General features: G+C 69.2%; 16 protein-coding genes and 1 pseudogene. 9 read left to right on the forward strand and 8 right to left on the reverse strand.

The genetic code is table 11. The features are described from left to right. Nucleotides 1–976 precede the first annotated feature (976 nt). Nucleotides 977–1,510: a MarR family winged helix-turn-helix transcriptional regulator gene (locus AB0E62_RS38945; protein WP_362205529.1), complete on the reverse strand. Its 534-nt coding sequence runs from the start codon at nucleotides 1,508–1,510 to the stop codon at nucleotides 977–979. Between the two features lie 137 nt (nucleotides 1,511–1,647). On the opposite strand from AB0E62_RS38945, the gene AB0E62_RS38950 reads away from it, so the two are divergent. Beyond that, nucleotides 1,648–2,187: a phenolic acid decarboxylase gene (locus AB0E62_RS38950; protein WP_362205532.1), complete on the forward strand. Its 540-nt coding sequence runs from the start codon at nucleotides 1,648–1,650 to the stop codon at nucleotides 2,185–2,187. 996 nt (nucleotides 2,188–3,183) lie between these two features. After that, nucleotides 3,184–4,251 carry a pentapeptide repeat-containing protein gene (locus tag AB0E62_RS38955; RefSeq protein ID WP_362205535.1) on the forward strand — a complete coding sequence of 356 codons (1,068 nt, stop codon included), beginning with the start codon at nucleotides 3,184–3,186 and terminating at the stop codon, nucleotides 4,249–4,251. Nucleotides 4,252–4,310: 59 nt separating this feature from the next. Here the strand turns inward: AB0E62_RS38955 and AB0E62_RS38960 are convergent, their stop codons facing one another. From AB0E62_RS38960 to AB0E62_RS38970, 3 genes are all read right to left on the reverse strand, one after another. After that, nucleotides 4,311–5,144 carry a transposase family protein gene (locus AB0E62_RS38960; protein WP_362205538.1) on the reverse strand — a complete coding sequence of 278 codons (834 nt, stop codon included), beginning with the start codon at nucleotides 5,142–5,144 and terminating at the stop codon, nucleotides 4,311–4,313. A gap of 41 nt (nucleotides 5,145–5,185) precedes the next feature. Further along, entirely contained in the window at nucleotides 5,186–5,638 is a 453-nt protein-coding gene (locus AB0E62_RS38965; RefSeq protein ID WP_362205541.1) for a hypothetical protein, read from the reverse strand. Between the two features lie 163 nt (nucleotides 5,639–5,801). Continuing rightward, nucleotides 5,802–6,248, reverse strand: a complete 447-nt coding sequence (locus tag AB0E62_RS38970) for a hypothetical protein (protein WP_362205544.1) — start codon at nucleotides 6,246–6,248, stop codon at nucleotides 5,802–5,804. 89 nt (nucleotides 6,249–6,337) lie between these two features. Here AB0E62_RS38970 and AB0E62_RS38975 point away from each other — a divergent pair, with 89 nt between their 5' ends. Beyond that, nucleotides 6,338–6,799 carry a nucleoside deaminase gene (locus AB0E62_RS38975; protein WP_362205547.1) on the forward strand — a complete coding sequence of 154 codons (462 nt, stop codon included), beginning with the start codon at nucleotides 6,338–6,340 and terminating at the stop codon, nucleotides 6,797–6,799. Nucleotides 6,800–6,986: 187 nt separating this feature from the next. Next, a complete protein-coding gene (locus AB0E62_RS38980) occupies nucleotides 6,987–7,421 on the forward strand; it encodes a hypothetical protein (protein WP_362205550.1) in 435 nt (144 codons plus the stop codon). A 230-nt stretch (nucleotides 7,422–7,651) separates the two neighbouring features. On the opposite strand, the gene AB0E62_RS38985 is transcribed toward AB0E62_RS38980, so the two are convergent. Then, nucleotides 7,652–8,392: a VOC family protein gene (locus AB0E62_RS38985; protein WP_362205553.1), complete on the reverse strand. Its 741-nt coding sequence runs from the start codon at nucleotides 8,390–8,392 to the stop codon at nucleotides 7,652–7,654. Between the two features lie 196 nt (nucleotides 8,393–8,588). On the opposite strand from AB0E62_RS38985, the gene AB0E62_RS38990 reads away from it, so the two are divergent. Next, on the forward strand, nucleotides 8,589–8,786 hold the full coding sequence (locus AB0E62_RS38990; RefSeq protein ID WP_362205555.1) for a hypothetical protein: 198 nt from the start codon (nucleotides 8,589–8,591) through the stop codon (nucleotides 8,784–8,786). A 75-nt stretch (nucleotides 8,787–8,861) separates the two neighbouring features. Here AB0E62_RS38990 and AB0E62_RS38995 read toward each other — a convergent pair whose 3' ends face one another. Both AB0E62_RS38995 and AB0E62_RS39000 read right to left on the reverse strand, forming a co-directional pair. Continuing rightward, a complete protein-coding gene (locus AB0E62_RS38995) occupies nucleotides 8,862–9,419 on the reverse strand; it encodes an XRE family transcriptional regulator (RefSeq protein WP_362205558.1) in 558 nt (185 codons plus the stop codon). A 12-nt stretch (nucleotides 9,420–9,431) separates the two neighbouring features. Further along, a complete protein-coding gene (locus tag AB0E62_RS39000) occupies nucleotides 9,432–11,675 on the reverse strand; it encodes a helix-turn-helix transcriptional regulator (protein ID WP_362205561.1) in 2,244 nt (747 codons plus the stop codon). A gap of 271 nt (nucleotides 11,676–11,946) precedes the next feature. Between AB0E62_RS39000 and AB0E62_RS39005 the strand changes: the two genes are divergently transcribed. Then, entirely contained in the window at nucleotides 11,947–13,137 is a 1,191-nt protein-coding gene (locus AB0E62_RS39005) for a cytochrome P450 (RefSeq protein ID WP_362205564.1), read from the forward strand. Continuing rightward, complete coding sequence (locus AB0E62_RS39010) at nucleotides 13,134–13,361, forward strand: ferredoxin (RefSeq protein ID WP_362205573.1); 228 nt, start codon at nucleotides 13,134–13,136, stop codon at nucleotides 13,359–13,361. Before AB0E62_RS39005 ends, AB0E62_RS39010 begins: the two co-directional genes overlap by 4 nt. Here the strand turns inward: AB0E62_RS39010 and AB0E62_RS39015 are convergent. After that, nucleotides 13,320–13,682: a hypothetical protein gene (locus AB0E62_RS39015; protein ID WP_362205567.1), complete on the reverse strand. Its 363-nt coding sequence runs from the start codon at nucleotides 13,680–13,682 to the stop codon at nucleotides 13,320–13,322. The genes AB0E62_RS39010 and AB0E62_RS39015 overlap by 42 nt on opposite strands. A 1,043-nt stretch (nucleotides 13,683–14,725) precedes the next feature. Between AB0E62_RS39015 and AB0E62_RS39020 the strand changes: the two are divergent. Then, a pseudogene (locus AB0E62_RS39020) lies at nucleotides 14,726–15,502 on the forward strand (family 1 glycosylhydrolase); the annotation flags it as partial. Between the two features lie 14 nt (nucleotides 15,503–15,516). After that, nucleotides 15,517–15,711, forward strand: a 195-nt coding sequence (locus tag AB0E62_RS39025; protein WP_362205570.1) for a KR domain-containing protein, incomplete at its 3' end; no start/stop codon positions are given.

Genomic DNA, 15,711 nt, shown 5'->3' on the forward strand with positions numbered 1-15,711 from the left:
CCCAGTCCTCCACGTTCAGCACCCTCCAAGAGTCCGGAGGGGTCAAGATTCGGAGACTGCCAGGGGGTCAGTTTTCACGAAGCAGCGACAGATGCACACGATCACCTTGATCCGGATGCGGCTCGACTCCGCCACCAAGGCGTACGTCGCCCGCAGAATCACCGAGGGAAGACCTCCCGCGACGCGCAGCGCTGCCTCAAGCGCGTCATCTGCCGTGAGATCTTCAAGATCCTCGAACGGACCGACCGAACCAAGATCGTGTCGAGGAACTCACCCAAGCTGCTTGACGCGACATAGCAGCCTCGGGGCAGGCGGTCGGCGCCGTCTCACCGGCCTTGTCGCAGTCGCAGTTTGGGTCTGTTCCGTCTCGCTGCCGCCGGCTGCCGGCACCGCTGCCGGTACGCCGCCGACTGGGTCGCCGGGAAGAAACCGCCCTGTCACAGATCCTCAACCACTGTCCCGACACGCGGTCACCGTCACCCTCGCCCGGTAAGGACCGGCCGCCCCGGTGGGACTACGGAAGCGCTCCTTCCCGGGGCGGTCCTCAGAGAGGCCGGCGTCATCCGGGCGGTCACGTCGGTAGAACTCATCGTCACCCAGGGGCAGCCACCGGCTCCTCGTCCGCGTACGCGTCCACGGGGAGGCGGGGGGATGGCGCGGGATGGAGCACGATGGTTCGGGCGGTCCGGACAGGTGTGATCAATTCCGGGGGAGTGGCGGTACCGCCACCCCGTGCGCTTCCTGTGCTTCCTGTGTATCCGGGGTGGAGAAACTGCCGGCCGGTCCCGTGCCACTGTGCTGGTTGTTCACCGAGGAGCGGGGGCGCGTGCCGGTCCGGCTCACCGCGCGGCCCGCTCAGGCGTGCGCGATACGGGAGCGGACGGCCAGGCGCGCAGCCAGCCGTCCGCCCGGCCGCGCCCTGTCACACGAAGCCCTCAGAGCCTGGGTTGTGCTGGTCGGGGTGTTCGGGGCGGGGTCAGGGACTGGTGGTGTCCGGTCGGGTGCCGTCGCTCGTCTCCAGGGCGGTGACGAGCCGGTCGAGAGCGGGCAGTGCTTGGTGCAGAGCTGCCCGGTCGGTGTCGGACAGCTCCTCCACGACGCGGGTGAGGGCCGCGGTGCTGGCCCGGTCGTAGCGCTCCAGCAGGTGGAGGGCCTCTTGTGACGCGGTGAGCACCACGGTCCGTTGGTCGTGCTCGGGCCGGACCCGCTCCACCAGCCGAGCGGCGGACATGACCCGCACCAGGTTGCTCACGGTGGACGGTGCCACCCGCACGCGTGCGGCCGCCGCACCGGGGCTGAGACCCTCGGGCGAGGAGGACAGGGCCCGCAGCAGTTCGATCTGTGCCTCCGGCAGGTCGGGCAGCCCTTCGGCGTTGCGGGTGGCGCGCAGGACTGCGCGCCGCAGCGGCCCCAGGAGCCCGCCCAGTCCGGCCGCGACGCGTGCGGCGTGCGGCGTGCCGGGTCCACCGCGGTCGCCCGTCCCGTCCGCCGCTCTGTCTGTGTTGTGCATGCCACCATTGTGGACCGCGAAAATAAAATTTTGTCGCAAACATGTTTTGTGGCACAGTTGTGTGTGGAGCGAGGACACCGCACCGGCCGGACCCCACGCCGTCGGCGACCGCTCACAGCACAGCAAGGAGCATCACCATGACCACCGTGCACGACACCCCGACGACCGTCGAGAACCCCGTCCCGCCGCAGGACCTGTCCGGCATCGCCGGACACCGGTTCATCTACACGTACGCCAACGGCTGGCAGTACGAGATGTACGTCAAGAACGCCACGACCATCGACTACCGCATCCACTCCGGGATGGTCGGCGGCCGCTGGGTGAAGGACCAGGAGGTCGACCTGGTGCGGCTCGCCGACGACGTCTACAAGGTGTCCTGGAACGAACCGACCGGCACCTCGGTGGTCGTCAACGTGCTGCCCCGCCTGCGCGTCCTGCACGGCACCATCTTCTTCCCGCAGTGGATCGAGCAGGACGGCAGCAAGACGGTGCTCTACCAGAACGACCACCTGGAGGAGATGCGCGCCTACCGGGACGCCGGTCCCACCTACCCGATCTACGTCGTCCCGGAGTTCGCCCGCATCACCCTGTTCGAGTACGTCGGCGAGAACGACGAGAGCGTCGTCGCGGTGGGCCCGGAGGATCTGCCCCAGGGCTTCGCTGAACGCACCAACTGAGGGGCGGCGGCGTCACCCCGCCGCGTCCCGCGGCGCGGCGGGTGCCCGGCGGGGCCGCGGTGCCGGTTCCCGGCCACTGCGCGCCCAACCTCCCCGAGGACCGGACCGGCGCAGACCTCCGGAGCGACGGATCGCGGACAACAGCGCGCCGTCATACCCGGGCCTTCTCCTGGCTGCGGCACTCCACCGCCTGGCCGTGGTGACATCGTCGGCGAGCGCGGCGAGGAGGGATGTCGCCCGCATGAAGAAGCCGACCGGCGGCATGGGCGTGGACTCGGCCCTGGAGCGCGTCGGCACCGCCGGGTTCCAGGCGGGTGGCAACGCGCCGGCGCGGCCTTGGCGGTGGCGGCCGAGGCCGGGACGGCGGCGACGGTGCCGGCGGCGACGATCGCCGCAAGGGCCACGGTGGACATTGTGGTCTTCATGACGTGTTCGGTTCCCCTCGGGTACGACTCGGTGCGCGAGGTCAGTGCGCACCCACGCACCTGGAGACGCTCGATGTCCGGCAAGGTTCGGTGCGCCGGGCAACCTTGCCGCGTAGGGCGGGAGCAGGCACCGCCTCTCCCCGAGCCGTCGGCACACCTGGCCCCACTGCTCACCCACTACGGCTAATGGGCCGTCGGTGCCGTGGTCCTGGCCGACGCCCATCCGCCGACCGGCCACCGATCAGCTCTGGCGGATGCTGCGCCCCGCTGGCCGGCACGACCGGTGCCCCCGCGACACCGTGAACGCGTTGCAGGGCTCGGGCCTGCGCGGCGGTCTCCCGGTGAACATGAACACCGGCACGTACCCCGACTGGAGTCGGGACACCAGCGTGGCTGCTCAGGTCAGTGAGCCTCCGCCAACCTGAAGACGCAGGGCAAGGGGCTGGTGTGACCGGTCCTCGGGGCGCCCCCTGGTCGTGGGTGGCTGTCTGCGGAGTAGATCATCCGTCAGCACTCGTGTGGATGCCCGAACCGATCCCGTCGGAGACATGACGCCGACATGATGTCGGACATGAAATCGATGAAGAGGCTCGGGGGCGTTCTGCTCCTCAGCGCTGTGATTCTCGGCTATTCGCTGCTGTTATGGCGTGGCCCCTGGTGGCTGGACGGAAGCCACCTGCGCACGCGGGGCCTCGAGCCGGCAGACGGAGTGGTGATCACCGGCTTCCGCACCACGCTGGCTGCCCTGGGGGCCGGCGTCCTGGCAGCGGTCGGCCTGTATTACACGCACCGAACGCTGCAGCACACGCGGGACAAGGACCGAGTGCAAGCCGAGATCGAACGCGAAGGGCAGGTCACCGACCGCTACGTGGAAGCGATCAAACTGCTGGGTTCCGACAACCGAACCGAACGGCTCGGCGGGATTTATGCCCTGCAGCGCATCATGCACGACTCCGCGAAGGACCACGCGACGATCGTGAGCGTCCTTGCCGCGTACATACGGACCTACCAGGTCGCGGCAGACGACCAACAAGGGGGTCCTGCGAACGCAAGCACGGATCCCCCGTCGGTGCTCCTGTCCGAGGACGTGAGGGCAGCGTTGTCGGTGATCGCCAGACGGCCAAAAAGAAACCTGTCCGACGAATGGGTTGATTTGCGCAACATGGACTTCCGGGGAGGCGATCTACGTGAGGCAGATCTGCGGGCTGCAGACTTGAGGGAGGCTAGGTTCGAAGGAACCAGCCTTCGCGGTGCCGTGTTGAGCATGGCGGACCTTCGCGGGGCAAATCTCCGTTTCGCCGACTTGAAAGGCGCGGATCTTAGGGGCGCGGATCTGAGGGGCGCCGACCTTCAGGTCGCAGACTTGGAGGCCGCTGATCTTCGAGAAGCCAAGCTCAGCGGTGCCGTGCTCCGTGGGGCAAGCTTCCTATACACGGACCTCAGCGATGCGGACCTTCTGCGCGCGGACTTGAGGGAAGCGGACCTTGCCGTGACCAGCAGGCAGTCCCAGCATGGATATCTGGAACCCACTCAAGTCGTCAAAGCGCGAATCTACCGGTCGACAAGACTGCCAGCAGCAGTGGCCGGGAAGGCCGAGGTCCAGAACCGTATCGCGATGTGCGAGGCGGGCAATTGGTGATCACAATGCGATTCAGCTTTTGGCGACGCTTTGGCTCCTCGGCGACGATCAAGGTCACATCAGCGATTGACTTCGAGATTTGTCAGGACGAGCAGGGCACGTAGGAGGCGCGTGGCGCGAGCGGGATTGGTACGGAGCTTGGTGAGGGTCCGCCAGTTCTTGAGGTGGGCGAAGCCGTGCTCGACCGGCGCGCGCCCGACGGCGAGGACACGGTTGGCGGTCTTCTGGGCGGGGGTGAGCCTGTGGGTGCGGCTGGCGTGGAAGCCGGTGACGATCACGGGCTCACGTACGTCGTTGTCCAGGCCGCGAAAGCCGAGGTCGGCCAGCGCCCCGAGGCCAGCGGCGCGCAGGTGGGACAGGATGTGGTCGTGGCGGGCAGCGGTGTTGTCTTGGGTGCGGCCGGGCCGGGCGGCGGATATCCAGATCAGCCGGCCCCTCTCGTCGGTCAGGGCGAGAAAGTGCAGGCCGTGTTGGTGGTGTTTGCCGGAGTAGTTGCGCCGGTCGGCCTTCCCGGCGCGGCGCTGGGTAGGGATGAGGGTGCCGTCGATCAGTACGGCCTCCCCGCCCTGCTTGGCGATCTTCTTCAGGACGCGGTCCAGGCGCGGGGCCTGCGCGGCGAGCAGGGCGATCAGCTCGTCGCGCCAGCGGCGGACGGTGGTCTCGGACACGTTGTTGCTGCCGGCCATGTCGGCCAGGCGCTGGTCGTGCCGCAGTACGGCCAGGACGATCACCGCGATCCTCCCGGGCGACAGGATCCGCCACCTGGAACGGATCACCTTCAGGTGACGCCGTAGCAGATCGGCGAGGTGGTTGACGGTCCGCGTGGACAGCGGCAGACGGCACTGGTAGACAAGCGGGCAGATGTCCTCGGCGTGCCTTTTGGTTTTCGTCACACAATTCCAACGGCCGTCGGTGGCAACGTGGTTACGCCGCATCACAGGCGGGTGGCGAACCTGCCGTCGGGCAGTTTCCGCAGCCAACCGCGGTCGACCAGCCTGACCAGCTTCCCGCGCAACGGCTCCAGCTTGCCCCGCACGCTGATGTCCACGCCCAGCATCTCGCCGACCTGACGGGCCATGACCGGCCCGGCGGCCTGCCGCACGGCGGCGAGGATGCGCTGGTAGTCCGGCGGGAGCATGGCCTCCTCCACGTCCGGCGCGCGGTGCGGGATCAGCATCACCGCCCGTCCACCCACCTGCCCGGGCGCCGACATGGCCGACGCACGCTCGTCGGTGAGCTGCTCGCTCACACGCTCAAGGACACGTTCGGCGACGGCGAGTTCGTTCCGCTCGGCCCGTACTTCCGACAGCTCCTTGACCAGCTGTTCTTCGAGTTCATCCAGTTCCGCGCGCCGCGCGGTGATCCGTTTCACTAACTCGGGGTCCATGCAGCGGATCGTAGAAGGCCGCCGGCCCACAGCGAGCCGGAACTGGTGAACCGACTGCCTCGTCAGACGATCTACTCCGCAGACTGCCGCCCGTGACCAGCGTGAGCACCCAGAGAATCGGTCACACCAGCCCTTTGACCTGCGTCTTCAGGTTGGCGGAGGCTCAGTGAAGCGGGGTCCCCACGATCAGGAGTAATGCCGCTAGGTGAGCGATGGCCCAGGCCACGCGATAACTGACAGTGCGCCGATTCCTGATCATGAGCAGGCGGTTGAAGGAGTCTTCCGTCTGATCGAATTCGTCCGTGTCCGTCCACTGAACCCAGACGACCGGTAAACAGAGCATCGACGAAACGCCGCTGGTGGCCAGTGCCGCGATGATCAAACCATTTCCCACGGACGTCCCGTCGGGAACCACGGACAGCACGATCGACGTGGCGGCCATGATGAGTGCGTCGTATCCCAGGAGAACCTGTGCCTTCGTGTCGAGGACGCTGAGACATGTGTACAGGTATTCGTGGATCTCCTCCGTGCGTGGCTCCAGCCGACGGATGGCGGCAAGGTGCTGATGCAGCTCTTGCCCTCGGTAGGTGCCCTGGTAAAGCCAGGACATCAGATGTCCGCATGGGTTCCGCACAGCGCTGTCCCCCTCCAGTCGCTTGCTCTATTGAGCAGCAACACTCCGTAGAGCACAATGGCGGGATGGACTTCGATCAGGAACGGACCATGCTCCACGTTGCATTGGAGGAGGCCCGTGCCGGGCTGAAGGAGGGCGGTATTCCGATTGGGGCTGCGCTGTACAGCGCGGACGGTGTTGTACTCGGGCGTGGACGCAATCGGCGCGTACAGGACGGCGATCCCTCCGCGCACGCGGAGACGGCGGCGTTTCGCGCGGCCGGTCGGCAGCCTACCTATCATGGTACGACCATGGTCACGACACTCTCGCCGTGTTGGTTCTGCTGTGGGCTCGTGCGCCAGTTCGGAATTTCTCGCGTGGTGGTGGGCGAGGCCCGGAACTTCGTCGGCGGGCAGGCATGGCTTGCAGAACAAGGCGTGCGCGTTGTCGTACTGGATGACCCCGCATGCGTGGCGTTGATGCATGCGTTTATCGCGGCCAAACCCGCACTCTGGCAGGAGGACATCGGGCAAACGACCCCGTCGTAGTACTCTTCGCCCCCCTCCGGTTGCACCGACGACGGCCACCTGCCCGGGCATGGCGTGGCCCACGCTGGGCTGGGCAACACGGTGACGGACTGCCCGACACTGTCGCGCCCCATCTTCGAGATCGACAAGTTCTGCTGTCGCTGGCGTGTGCGATCGCGGGCTGCGGGGTCTGCTTCACAATCCAGCTGTGGACACATCTGATGAGGGACAGCCGCTCGATCCCATCTGGCTCGAGATCAACAACAACGTGTGTGGTGGCCTGGCAGGAGCCCCGGGTGCATCGTTGGTGGCCGAGCGGTTCATCGGGGCTGGCTGGAGGTCCAGATCAGGCTCGTCGTGGGAGTCGTACGAGGTCGAGACCAGCTGGTGCCGCATCGAGGTCGACCCGACCGACGGGGACACGCTCCTGAACGGAGTTGTCGATCCGCAACGGTTCGAGGATCTGGCTGCGCTGCTGACCCGGTTCGGTCTGCGGTTCAGTCTTGAGCTCTATGACGATGAGGGGGAACTGCTGCGGGAGATCGCAGATGGATACTCGTCAGCGCCCCATGACGCAGCTCCGCGGTCTCTCAGCCGGCTGCTCGCTCTGCTCGGGCTCGGGTCGACGCGAGCCGTTGGGTGACAACACGCCTGCCTCTGTGACGCCTGTTGCGCTTCGGCTCACGTAGACAGGTGTGACTGAGAGCCTCAGTTGGCGAGTTGAGCGTTGTGGTTCGGTGAGCAAGCCGATCTCGCCCCGCGACACAAACTCTCGCCGCTCGGATTGACCGGGACGCTACAGCCCGGCCGGACCGGGCTGGTGGCGCATGAGTACACGAGGTTCGCGTGTCGGGGGGCGGACAAGGCTCCGCGTCAGGACCGGGCGAGAACGCAGAACTCGTGACCCTCCGGGTCGGTAAGACACGTCCACGGAACGTCGCCCTGACCGACGTCGAGGTCGGCGGCGCCGAGGGTCCGCAGCCGGGCGACCTCCGCTGCTTTGTCGTCACCAGGGTCCGGCACCAGGTCAAGATGGACGCGGTCCGGCACGGTCTTCACGTCGGGCGAGCGGAGGAACTCAAGATACGGGCCGACACCCTTGGCCGAGCGCCACACCGCATGGTCGTCCGTCACCTCGTGCAGGGTCCAGTCCATTGCCTCGTCCCAGAACCGGGCCATGGCCCGCGGATCCGCGCAGTCGACCACCACCCGGGCGATCGGCCCGGTGTCGCGGTACATCTCCCGAGGCTCCAACACGCAGAACTCGTTGCCCTCCGGGTCGGCGAGGACCGTCAACGGCACCTCGCCCTGGCCCACGTCGACGGGCGTCGCACCGAGAGCTTCAAGGCGTGCGACCAACTCCGCTTGGTGGGCCGCAGAGGTGGTGGCGAGATCGACGTGCACACGGTTCTTCGTTGCCGTCTTGGGTTCCGGGACGGCAATGACGTCGATGCACATGCCGACCGGGTCCAGCCAATCGAAGCCAGCGGGTTTGGCGGCGGTCGCGCCCGATCCCTCGCCGGTAACACTCCATCCGAGCGCCTCTCCCCAGAACCGGCCGACCGCCGAGTCGTCAAGGGCCTTTATGTTCACCAGGACAGGTCGCAGTGTCATGCTCGCGATCCTATGCACCCCCTCTGCAACGGCATCCGCAGATACCGACGCCAAACAGAGATCAACGCCCTCACCAGCCGCAATGCTCAGCTCGCCAACCAGAGCGCTCAGCCCGCCCGGTCGGCTGCTCACTCGCCGAGTCACAGGGAGCGAGCCCGGACCAACGGGTTGTGGCTGAGAAGTCTGGACCCAGGTCATGCACGGCGAAACCCAATGCGCCCCCCAACCGGCCGAAGCCCGAAACGCCCCCGAACTCGACGAGGCATGGAGTCAGGACTGGTTCACCATCGGACACTGGATCCGGCAGAACGAGGAGCCCTTCTACCAGCAGATGAAGCCGTTTCTCGACGCCTACGCCGTCCAGCTCGCCCGAGCTGTCGACACCGTCCGCTGAACTCGCCAACTTGCACGCTCACTCGCCAACTGAACTCAGTCACGCCGGGCTCGCGTGCTGTTCGGGGCACGGCTGCTACAGCTCGAACTCGAGGTGCTCGATGTCGGTGAACCGGACCTCTTCCAGGCTTCCGGCGCGGCGGCCGTTGTCCTGGAAGTAGACCTCCTTGAGTGCTTCGGCGGCGATCTGCTGGAGCTGCTGGTCGGTGGCGCCGGCCTCCTGGGCGTCGAAGAGGCGGGCGGCGTACCGCGGAGGCAGGGCGACGGTCAGGTGGCGGATGCGGTCCTGGTCCGTCGCCCCGATGGGCGCGGTGTAGCCCATGCGGGCGCGGGTGTCGATGACGATGCCGCCGGTGGTGGCGGCCTTCTGCCGGGCCTTGGCCCGGATCTGCGGCTGCCAGCGCTTCTTCACCTCGTGCTCCAAGCGTGCGGCGAGGTCGGGGCGGGGCTTTTTGATCTGGTCCTTCACGTACCGTTCGACGGTGCGCTGGGAGATCCGCAGCGTCTGGGCTACCGCCTTGGTGCCCTTCATCTGCCGGACCAGGTACCGCATCTGCGCGGGTGCGCTCTTGGGCGCCGGGCGGGTGAACGTCTTCTGCACCGCCGCCTCCAGGCCGTGCCCGAACAGGCTCATGGTGGCCTTCTCCTACTCTCCGTTGTCGGCGTCGGTGACGGTGCCGTCCTTGATGTACCGGGCCAGGTTCAGTTCCGGGGCGTCGAACCGCTCGCGGACTTCCTCGCCCCACAGCACGGACTGGGTGCCTTCGTGCTTGACCAGGCCGGGGTTGATGCCGAGCTTGAAGCCGCCCGGCAGCGCGGTGCCGTCGCGGTAGGGCAGGAAGTCCAGCGGCGAGGGCCCGTTCGAGGCGTAGACGACGCAGTCGGACAGGATCGCGATGGGGTACTGGCCGGTGAACGCCGCGTGCTTGACGATCTTGCGGTGGAGGTTGATGCGGGTGCGGGAGATGACGGCCGCGCGGATGTCCGGCCGCCATGTCGGGCGGGACAGGGCGCGCCACGGCTCGCCGGGCTTCCAGCCCTCGCCCCGGGGCCGCTCGCGGAGCTTGCCGATGCCGCCCTTGACCGTGGCCTTGATCGCCGAGACGACGATGGCCAGCTCCGGGTCACGCTGCTTGTATCCGTTCATCGCGGCGAGGAAGTCGGCCGGCGCCATGTCCGTGTGCACGCCGAGGTCGGCCATCGTGGCGAGAAAGGCGTCACGCAGCCGCTGGTACCAGCCGTCCAGGTAGCGGCCGTTCTCGTACCGGATCCACGCCTCGATCGGGCGCACCTCGTAGCCCAGCTCCACCGCGTAGGCGACGGTGGGCGTGGCGTACCAGGCCGGTCCCTCGGGGCGCTCACCCTTGGGCGTGAACGGGCTGGGCAGCAGACTCGGGTCCAGGTCGGCCCACCTGTCCTTGCCGATCTTGACCCGGGACAGGTCGACGTGGGAGAGGTCCACGAGCCATGAGCCCGGTAGCTTCGGGTCGAACACCGGGTTCTTGACGTGGGTGGGGGCTCCGAGGCCGACGGTCAGGCCGTTGGCGCCGGCGCCGAACGCGAGGTTCACGTCGATGCCGACCAGGTAGCGCAGCATGCACTCCGCGTCGGTCATCGGCCGCGCCCAGTCGTACGCCTCCTCGAACAGCTTCTCCGCCGGGCCGCGCACGTGGAACCGGGGCATGCCCTTGAGGACGGGGTGGCCGTCGGGGGCCTCGCACGGCGCCGGGTCGACCGGGTCCTTGCCCAGGCTGCCGGGGTTGTGCTCGGAGTGCCGCTTCCCCGTCGCGTCCGGCTCGGAGGCCCGGGTCGCCGGGTGCAGGGCGGTCATCAGCTCCAGGCCCGTCACGGCCGTGGAGCCGCGCGGCGTCATCACCCGGGACGCGTACACGCCCAGGATCCGGGCGAGTTCGGCCGGGGGAAGCTGGCCGGCCGCGCCCCAGTGCCGGGTGTCCAGTGCGTGCCACGACGGAACGCACAGCTGCACGCAGGCCCGCTCCGAACCCTGCGCGGGGCGGTAGATCCGCGCCCACGGGCCGAAGCCGCGCTTGGTCAGCTTCCAGTCGGCGCGGGCCAACTGCTTGATGACCTTGTGGGTCTCCGGGAGCCGCCCGGCGAGCCGCTCCTCGTGGGTGAGCGTGACGGGGAGGCCGTAGCGCTCCAGGGCGGCCTCGGTGAGCACGAGCAGCGGGTCGGCGTCCTTGCCGGGCCCGGAGAGCTTCGGCTGACCGAGCTTGGCCTCGCGCAGCGTCCAGTCGACCAGGGCCGGGATGCTCTTGGCGGGCACGTCCAGGACCAGGCCGCCGGTGCAGTACGCCAGCACCTGCCCGTCCTCGACGTCGACGACCGCCAGCGGACCGTTCTCAAACCGTGGGTCGGTGCCGCCCGCCGGGGTGCCGGCAGGGGCCGCCCTCCTCGCACCCGGGCGGCGCGACGTCGATGACGTTCTGGTGGTGCGCGCCGGGCGGGGCGCGGCCGCCGGAGCAGCGGCGGCGACGGGAGCGGGGACAGGGGTCTGGGTGTTCTCGTGGGCAGTCATGTCCGCAGCGTCGGGCGCCTGGCCTGTGGACAGAGTCTGCGGCTTCGCCTGGGCGGCGGTGAACGTCTCCGGGATACCGGTGGGTGTCTCGGAGACGGCAGGAGGCGGGTACATCGCAGCCCACCCGTCCAGCAGGTGCTTGTAGGCCGCCAGGCGCGGCGGGCGGGGCATGGTGCGACCCGTTTCCCAGCCGTTGACCGTCTCGCGTTTCGTCTCGAGTGCGACTGCTACGTCCTGCTGGGTCAGGCCGGCGGCTTCGCGGAGCCGCTTGCGCTCGGCCGGCGGCGGCAGAAGCGGGCCACGGGCCAGCAGCTCCGCAGCGCGCGCGATGAGTTCCTCTTCAGTGGGCACACTGCACCTCCTTCACCCAAGTTAGCCGAATCTCACAGTCAAACAAACCTCGAAAATCACTTCCAACGTAACTTTCAACACCACTCCAGTGATGATCGGCTCGTTCGTCATCTCTTGCGCTGGTCGGAAGGCGTGCGGCGGCAGCGACCTCCATCCGTCCGGTGGCGTTGCCACGGGGGGCCGTCCGGTGGCTGACAAAGCGCTGTTGCCGGCGCGGTGAGCGGCCGTGACCATCGAGTGGCACCCACCGAGCGACCGGGAGGTCACGCCAATGACGGTCACGGCCGAACAGCCCGTTCCCTATCCGTTCAACGAGCCCGACGGGCTGAGCCTGGCGGACGCGTACCAGGCGGCGCTGGAGGAACCGGGCCTGTTACGCGTGCGTCTGGCGTACGGGGAGCCCGCCTGGCTGGCCACCCGGTATGCCGACGCGCGCCTGGTTCTGGGTGACCGCCGCTTCAGCAGGGCGGAAGCGTTACGGCATGACGCACCACGTCATTCGGAGGGCAGCCAGGACAGCGGCATCCTGAGCATGGACCCGCCCGGGCACACGCGGCTGCGCACGCTGGTGGCGAAGGCGTTCACCGTGCATCAAGTGGAGAAACTGCGTCCGGCGGTCCGGAATCTGGCGCACCGGCTGCTCGACGAGATGGAGGCGATGGGGCAGCCCGCCGACCTGGTGGAACACTACGCGCTGCCGATCCCGGTCGCCGTCATCTGCCGCATGCTGGGAGTGCCGGAGGAGGACCGCCCCAGGTTTCGGGCCTGGAGCGACGCGGCGCTCTCCACCAGCTCCCTGACGGCTGCGGAGTCAGAACGCAACAGGCAGGAACTGCGGGCCTACATGACCCAACTGGTGGCGGACCACCGGCGCAACCCGCGGCCCGACCTGATGACGGGCCTGATCGAGGCACGTGACACCGGTGACCGGCTGAGCGAACTGGAACTGGTCGATCTGTGCGACGGCATCCTCGTCGCCGGTCACGAGACGACGGCCACACAGATCCCCAACTTCGTGTACACGCTGCTCGACCACCCCGAGCAGATGGAGGTACTCCGCAAGAGCCCCGAGCTGCTGCACGGCGCGGTCGAGGAACTCATGCGCTTCGTGCCCCTGGGCAGCGGCGCGAGCTTCCCCAGGTACGCCACCGAGGACGTGGAGGTCGGCGGTACCCTCGTCCGTGCCGGTGAGCCCGTCCTGGTCGCGATCGGCGCCGCCAACCGCGACGCGCTGAAGTTCGCGGACCCCGGCCGGCTCGACATCACCCGGACCGGCGTCCAGCATCTCGGGTTCGGGCACGGGGTGCACCACTGTCTCGGCGCACCGCTCGCCAGGCTGGAGCTTCAGGAGGCTCTGGGGGCCCTGCTCGAACGCTTCCCCGGTCTGCGTCTGGCGGGCGACGTGCGGTGGAAGGACCAGATGCTGGTCCGTGGTCCGCGCGAGATGCCGGTGGGGTGGTGAGGGCGGTGTCCTGGACGACCGGGGTGGACCGCGCCCTGTGCATGGGATCGGGCATGTGCGCCGGTATCGCACCCGAGCTGTACCGGCTGGACGACGAGGGCCGGGCGGAGCCGGTCGCCGCGGACATCCCCGAGGACGAACGTGCGCTGGACGCCGCGGACTCCTGCCCGGCGGCGGCGATCTCAGTACGTGCCGGGCAACGGCTGATCGGGCCACGCCCGTGAGCGGTGCGTCCGGAGCCTGCCCGCCGTGACCGTGACGCCTCGTCGCGCGGCTTCGCGGTCGGGCGACGGCCCGGGCTCAGGACCATGGTCCTGGATCCGCAACCCGGTCAGCAGCGCCAGCTCGCACGCCGCCCGGTTGCGGTACGGGCGCCAGCCCCGGAACGACTCGTCCAGCCCGACGTCCGGCGCCAGGCCGCCGGACCCCACGTCCCGGCAGAACAGATACTGCTCCAGCTCCATGTGCCGCACCCGCACGTCCTGAGCGAAGTCGCTGGCCAGCGACATGCTGCCCCGGACCGGGCGCCACGGCCGCGCGGTCACGTACCCGGTGTCGACCAGGTAGTCGCAGAGCCGGCCGACCGCCGCGGAGTCCCGGTCCCAGGCAGCCCCGGGACGACCCCTGCCTTCGGAGCCTTCCGCCGGTCGGTGGAGAACAGATGCACCACGCCTCCGAGCACTGACCCCCACCGAGATGACCAGCAGTGTTCCCGGGCGGCGAAGCGTCAGCAAGCACCGACGTGAGACACATCTACGTGTCACCTGTTCCACCTGCGCCGCGGCGAGTTCCGCGACGCCGACCACTGGATGCGCCAAGCCCTCGACGTGGACTACGACACCATCCTCACCCACCCCCGCACCCGCCCCGGCCAGCCACCCCCCAGCCGCACGCCCTGCGCGAAGCCGTGGAGCGCCTCGAAGTCGACGAGGCGTGCGGAGAGTTCCACCACCCCGACCAGCAACCGGCCGACCGGATCGAAGAACTCGCCGCCACGCGCTGACCCGCACGCGCACCGCGGATTCCGCAGAACAACCGGGCCCGCCCCTCCCCGCTGGAGAGGCGGGCCCGGCGTGTGCCAGATGGTCAGCGAGCGCCTATCCGCCCAGGGAACGACGGAGGATGTCGTGTTCTTGCCGGCGTTGACCGCTTGGCTGATGGGCGGTGACACGGCTCTGGGCGGGCTGTTCGGCGCGTACCTGTGCGCCGTAGGTGTCGGTCGTGCACAGGACGGACGGCGGGGCGGGCGGGGCCGGCCAGCACTGGAGCAGGTAGTGCTCGGTGATGGTGTCGGGGACAAGGTCGACGGCGAGATCACGACCGCGGGCGTGAACGCGCAGCCGGTAGCTGCCGGGGCCGGCCGCCGCCAGGGAAGGCAGGTCCTCGTCCCAGGTCGGTCATGAGGGACATCACGCGGAGGGCGCCGGTGGGGGAGTGGAGGGAGATCTCCGTGATCTCCGGCCAGCCGGCCGCCCGTACGCTGCTGCCCGGCGGCGGGACAGCCCGGCCGCCGGGGGACGCAGGCGTCGCAGGGGCAAGCAGGGCCGGGGGCCAACGGGGGAAAGCCGCGCCAGAGCTGGGCCGCTTTGTCCGCGCCTCCTACCACCTGCTCCTCGGCCACGGCCTCGCCACCCAGGCCGTCCGGGCCGCCTCGGGCGACGCGCGGATCGGTATCGTCAACAACCTCTCCACCGTGGCGCCCGCCTCCTTCTCCGAGGCCGCCGCCGCGCGCCGCATGGACGGCCACACCAACCGCTGGTGGCTCGACCCCGTCCACGGCCGCGGCTTCCCCGCCGACATGCGCGAGGTGTACGGCGTCGACCTCCCCGAACGCGCCGGGGACCTGGACACCATCGCCCAGCCGCTCGACTGGCTCGGCCTCAACTACTACTTCCCGGCAGTGGTCACCGACGACCCGCACGGCCCCCACCCGTACGTCCGCACCGTCCGGCGGCCCGGCGTGTCCCGCACCGGCACGGACTGGGAGACCGACGCGGGCGGCGTGGAGACGCTGCTGAGGCGTCCCACCGAGGAGTACGGCGCCCGCCGGATCTACGTCACCGAGAACGGCTCCGCCTACCCGGACGTCGTGCTGCCGGACGGCACCGTCGACGACCCCGAGCGTGGCGACTACCTCCAGGACCACCTGGCCGCCTGCGTCAGGGCGGCCCGCCGGGGCGCGCCCCTCGCCGGGCACCACGCCTGGTCGCTGCTGGATAACTTCGAGTGGGCGTACGGCTACGACAAGCGCTTCGGCCTGGTCCACGTCGACTACGCGACCCAGCGCCGCACGGTCAAGAGCAGCGGCCGCCGCTACGCCGAAATCATCCGCGTCCGCCGAGTCCCCGAACCGCGAGCCGCCTGACCACCGGGCCCCGCTTGACCCCGGGGTCCCGCGTGCCGCCGGGCCCTGCTTGCCTCCGGTGCCCCGCCTGGCCGCCGGGCCCCGCCCGCCGCCGCGCCCCACGCTGGGCGCGGGGGCCGGTCACCGGCGGCACCGGCGCGCTCGGCGGACATCTGGCCCGCCGCCTCGCCCGGCAGGGCGCGGAGCACATCGTGCTGGCCGCCCGCCGC

Origin of the sequence: Streptomyces sp. NPDC038707 (genome assembly GCF_040636485.1) — a bacterium.
GTDB lineage: Bacteria > Actinomycetota > Actinomycetes > Streptomycetales > Streptomycetaceae > Streptomyces.

Bases quoted from the DNA above. Each gene is read 5' to 3' on its own strand.
- AB0E62_RS38970 (WP_362205544.1), bottom strand. From the start codon at position 6,248: ATGTCCTGGCTTTACCAGGGCACCTACCGAGGGCAAGAGCTGCATCAG.
- AB0E62_RS38955 (WP_362205535.1), top strand. From the start codon at position 3,184: ATGAAATCGATGAAGAGGCTCGGGGGCGTTCTGCTCCTCAGCGCTGTG.
- AB0E62_RS38995 (WP_362205558.1), bottom strand. From the start codon at position 9,419: ATGAGCCTGTTCGGGCACGGCCTGGAGGCGGCGGTGCAGAAGACGTTC.
- AB0E62_RS38965 (WP_362205541.1), bottom strand. From the start codon at position 5,638: ATGGACCCCGAGTTAGTGAAACGGATCACCGCGCGGCGCGCGGAACTG.
- AB0E62_RS38975 (WP_362205547.1), top strand. From the start codon at position 6,338: ATGGACTTCGATCAGGAACGGACCATGCTCCACGTTGCATTGGAGGAG.
- AB0E62_RS38945 (WP_362205529.1), bottom strand. From the start codon at position 1,510: ATGCACAACACAGACAGAGCGGCGGACGGGACGGGCGACCGCGGTGGA.
- AB0E62_RS39005 (WP_362205564.1), top strand. From the start codon at position 11,947: ATGACGGTCACGGCCGAACAGCCCGTTCCCTATCCGTTCAACGAGCCC.
- AB0E62_RS38950 (WP_362205532.1), top strand. From the start codon at position 1,648: ATGACCACCGTGCACGACACCCCGACGACCGTCGAGAACCCCGTCCCG.
- AB0E62_RS38990 (WP_362205555.1), top strand. From the start codon at position 8,589: ATGCACGGCGAAACCCAATGCGCCCCCCAACCGGCCGAAGCCCGAAAC.
- AB0E62_RS38985 (WP_362205553.1), bottom strand. From the start codon at position 8,392: ATGACACTGCGACCTGTCCTGGTGAACATAAAGGCCCTTGACGACTCG.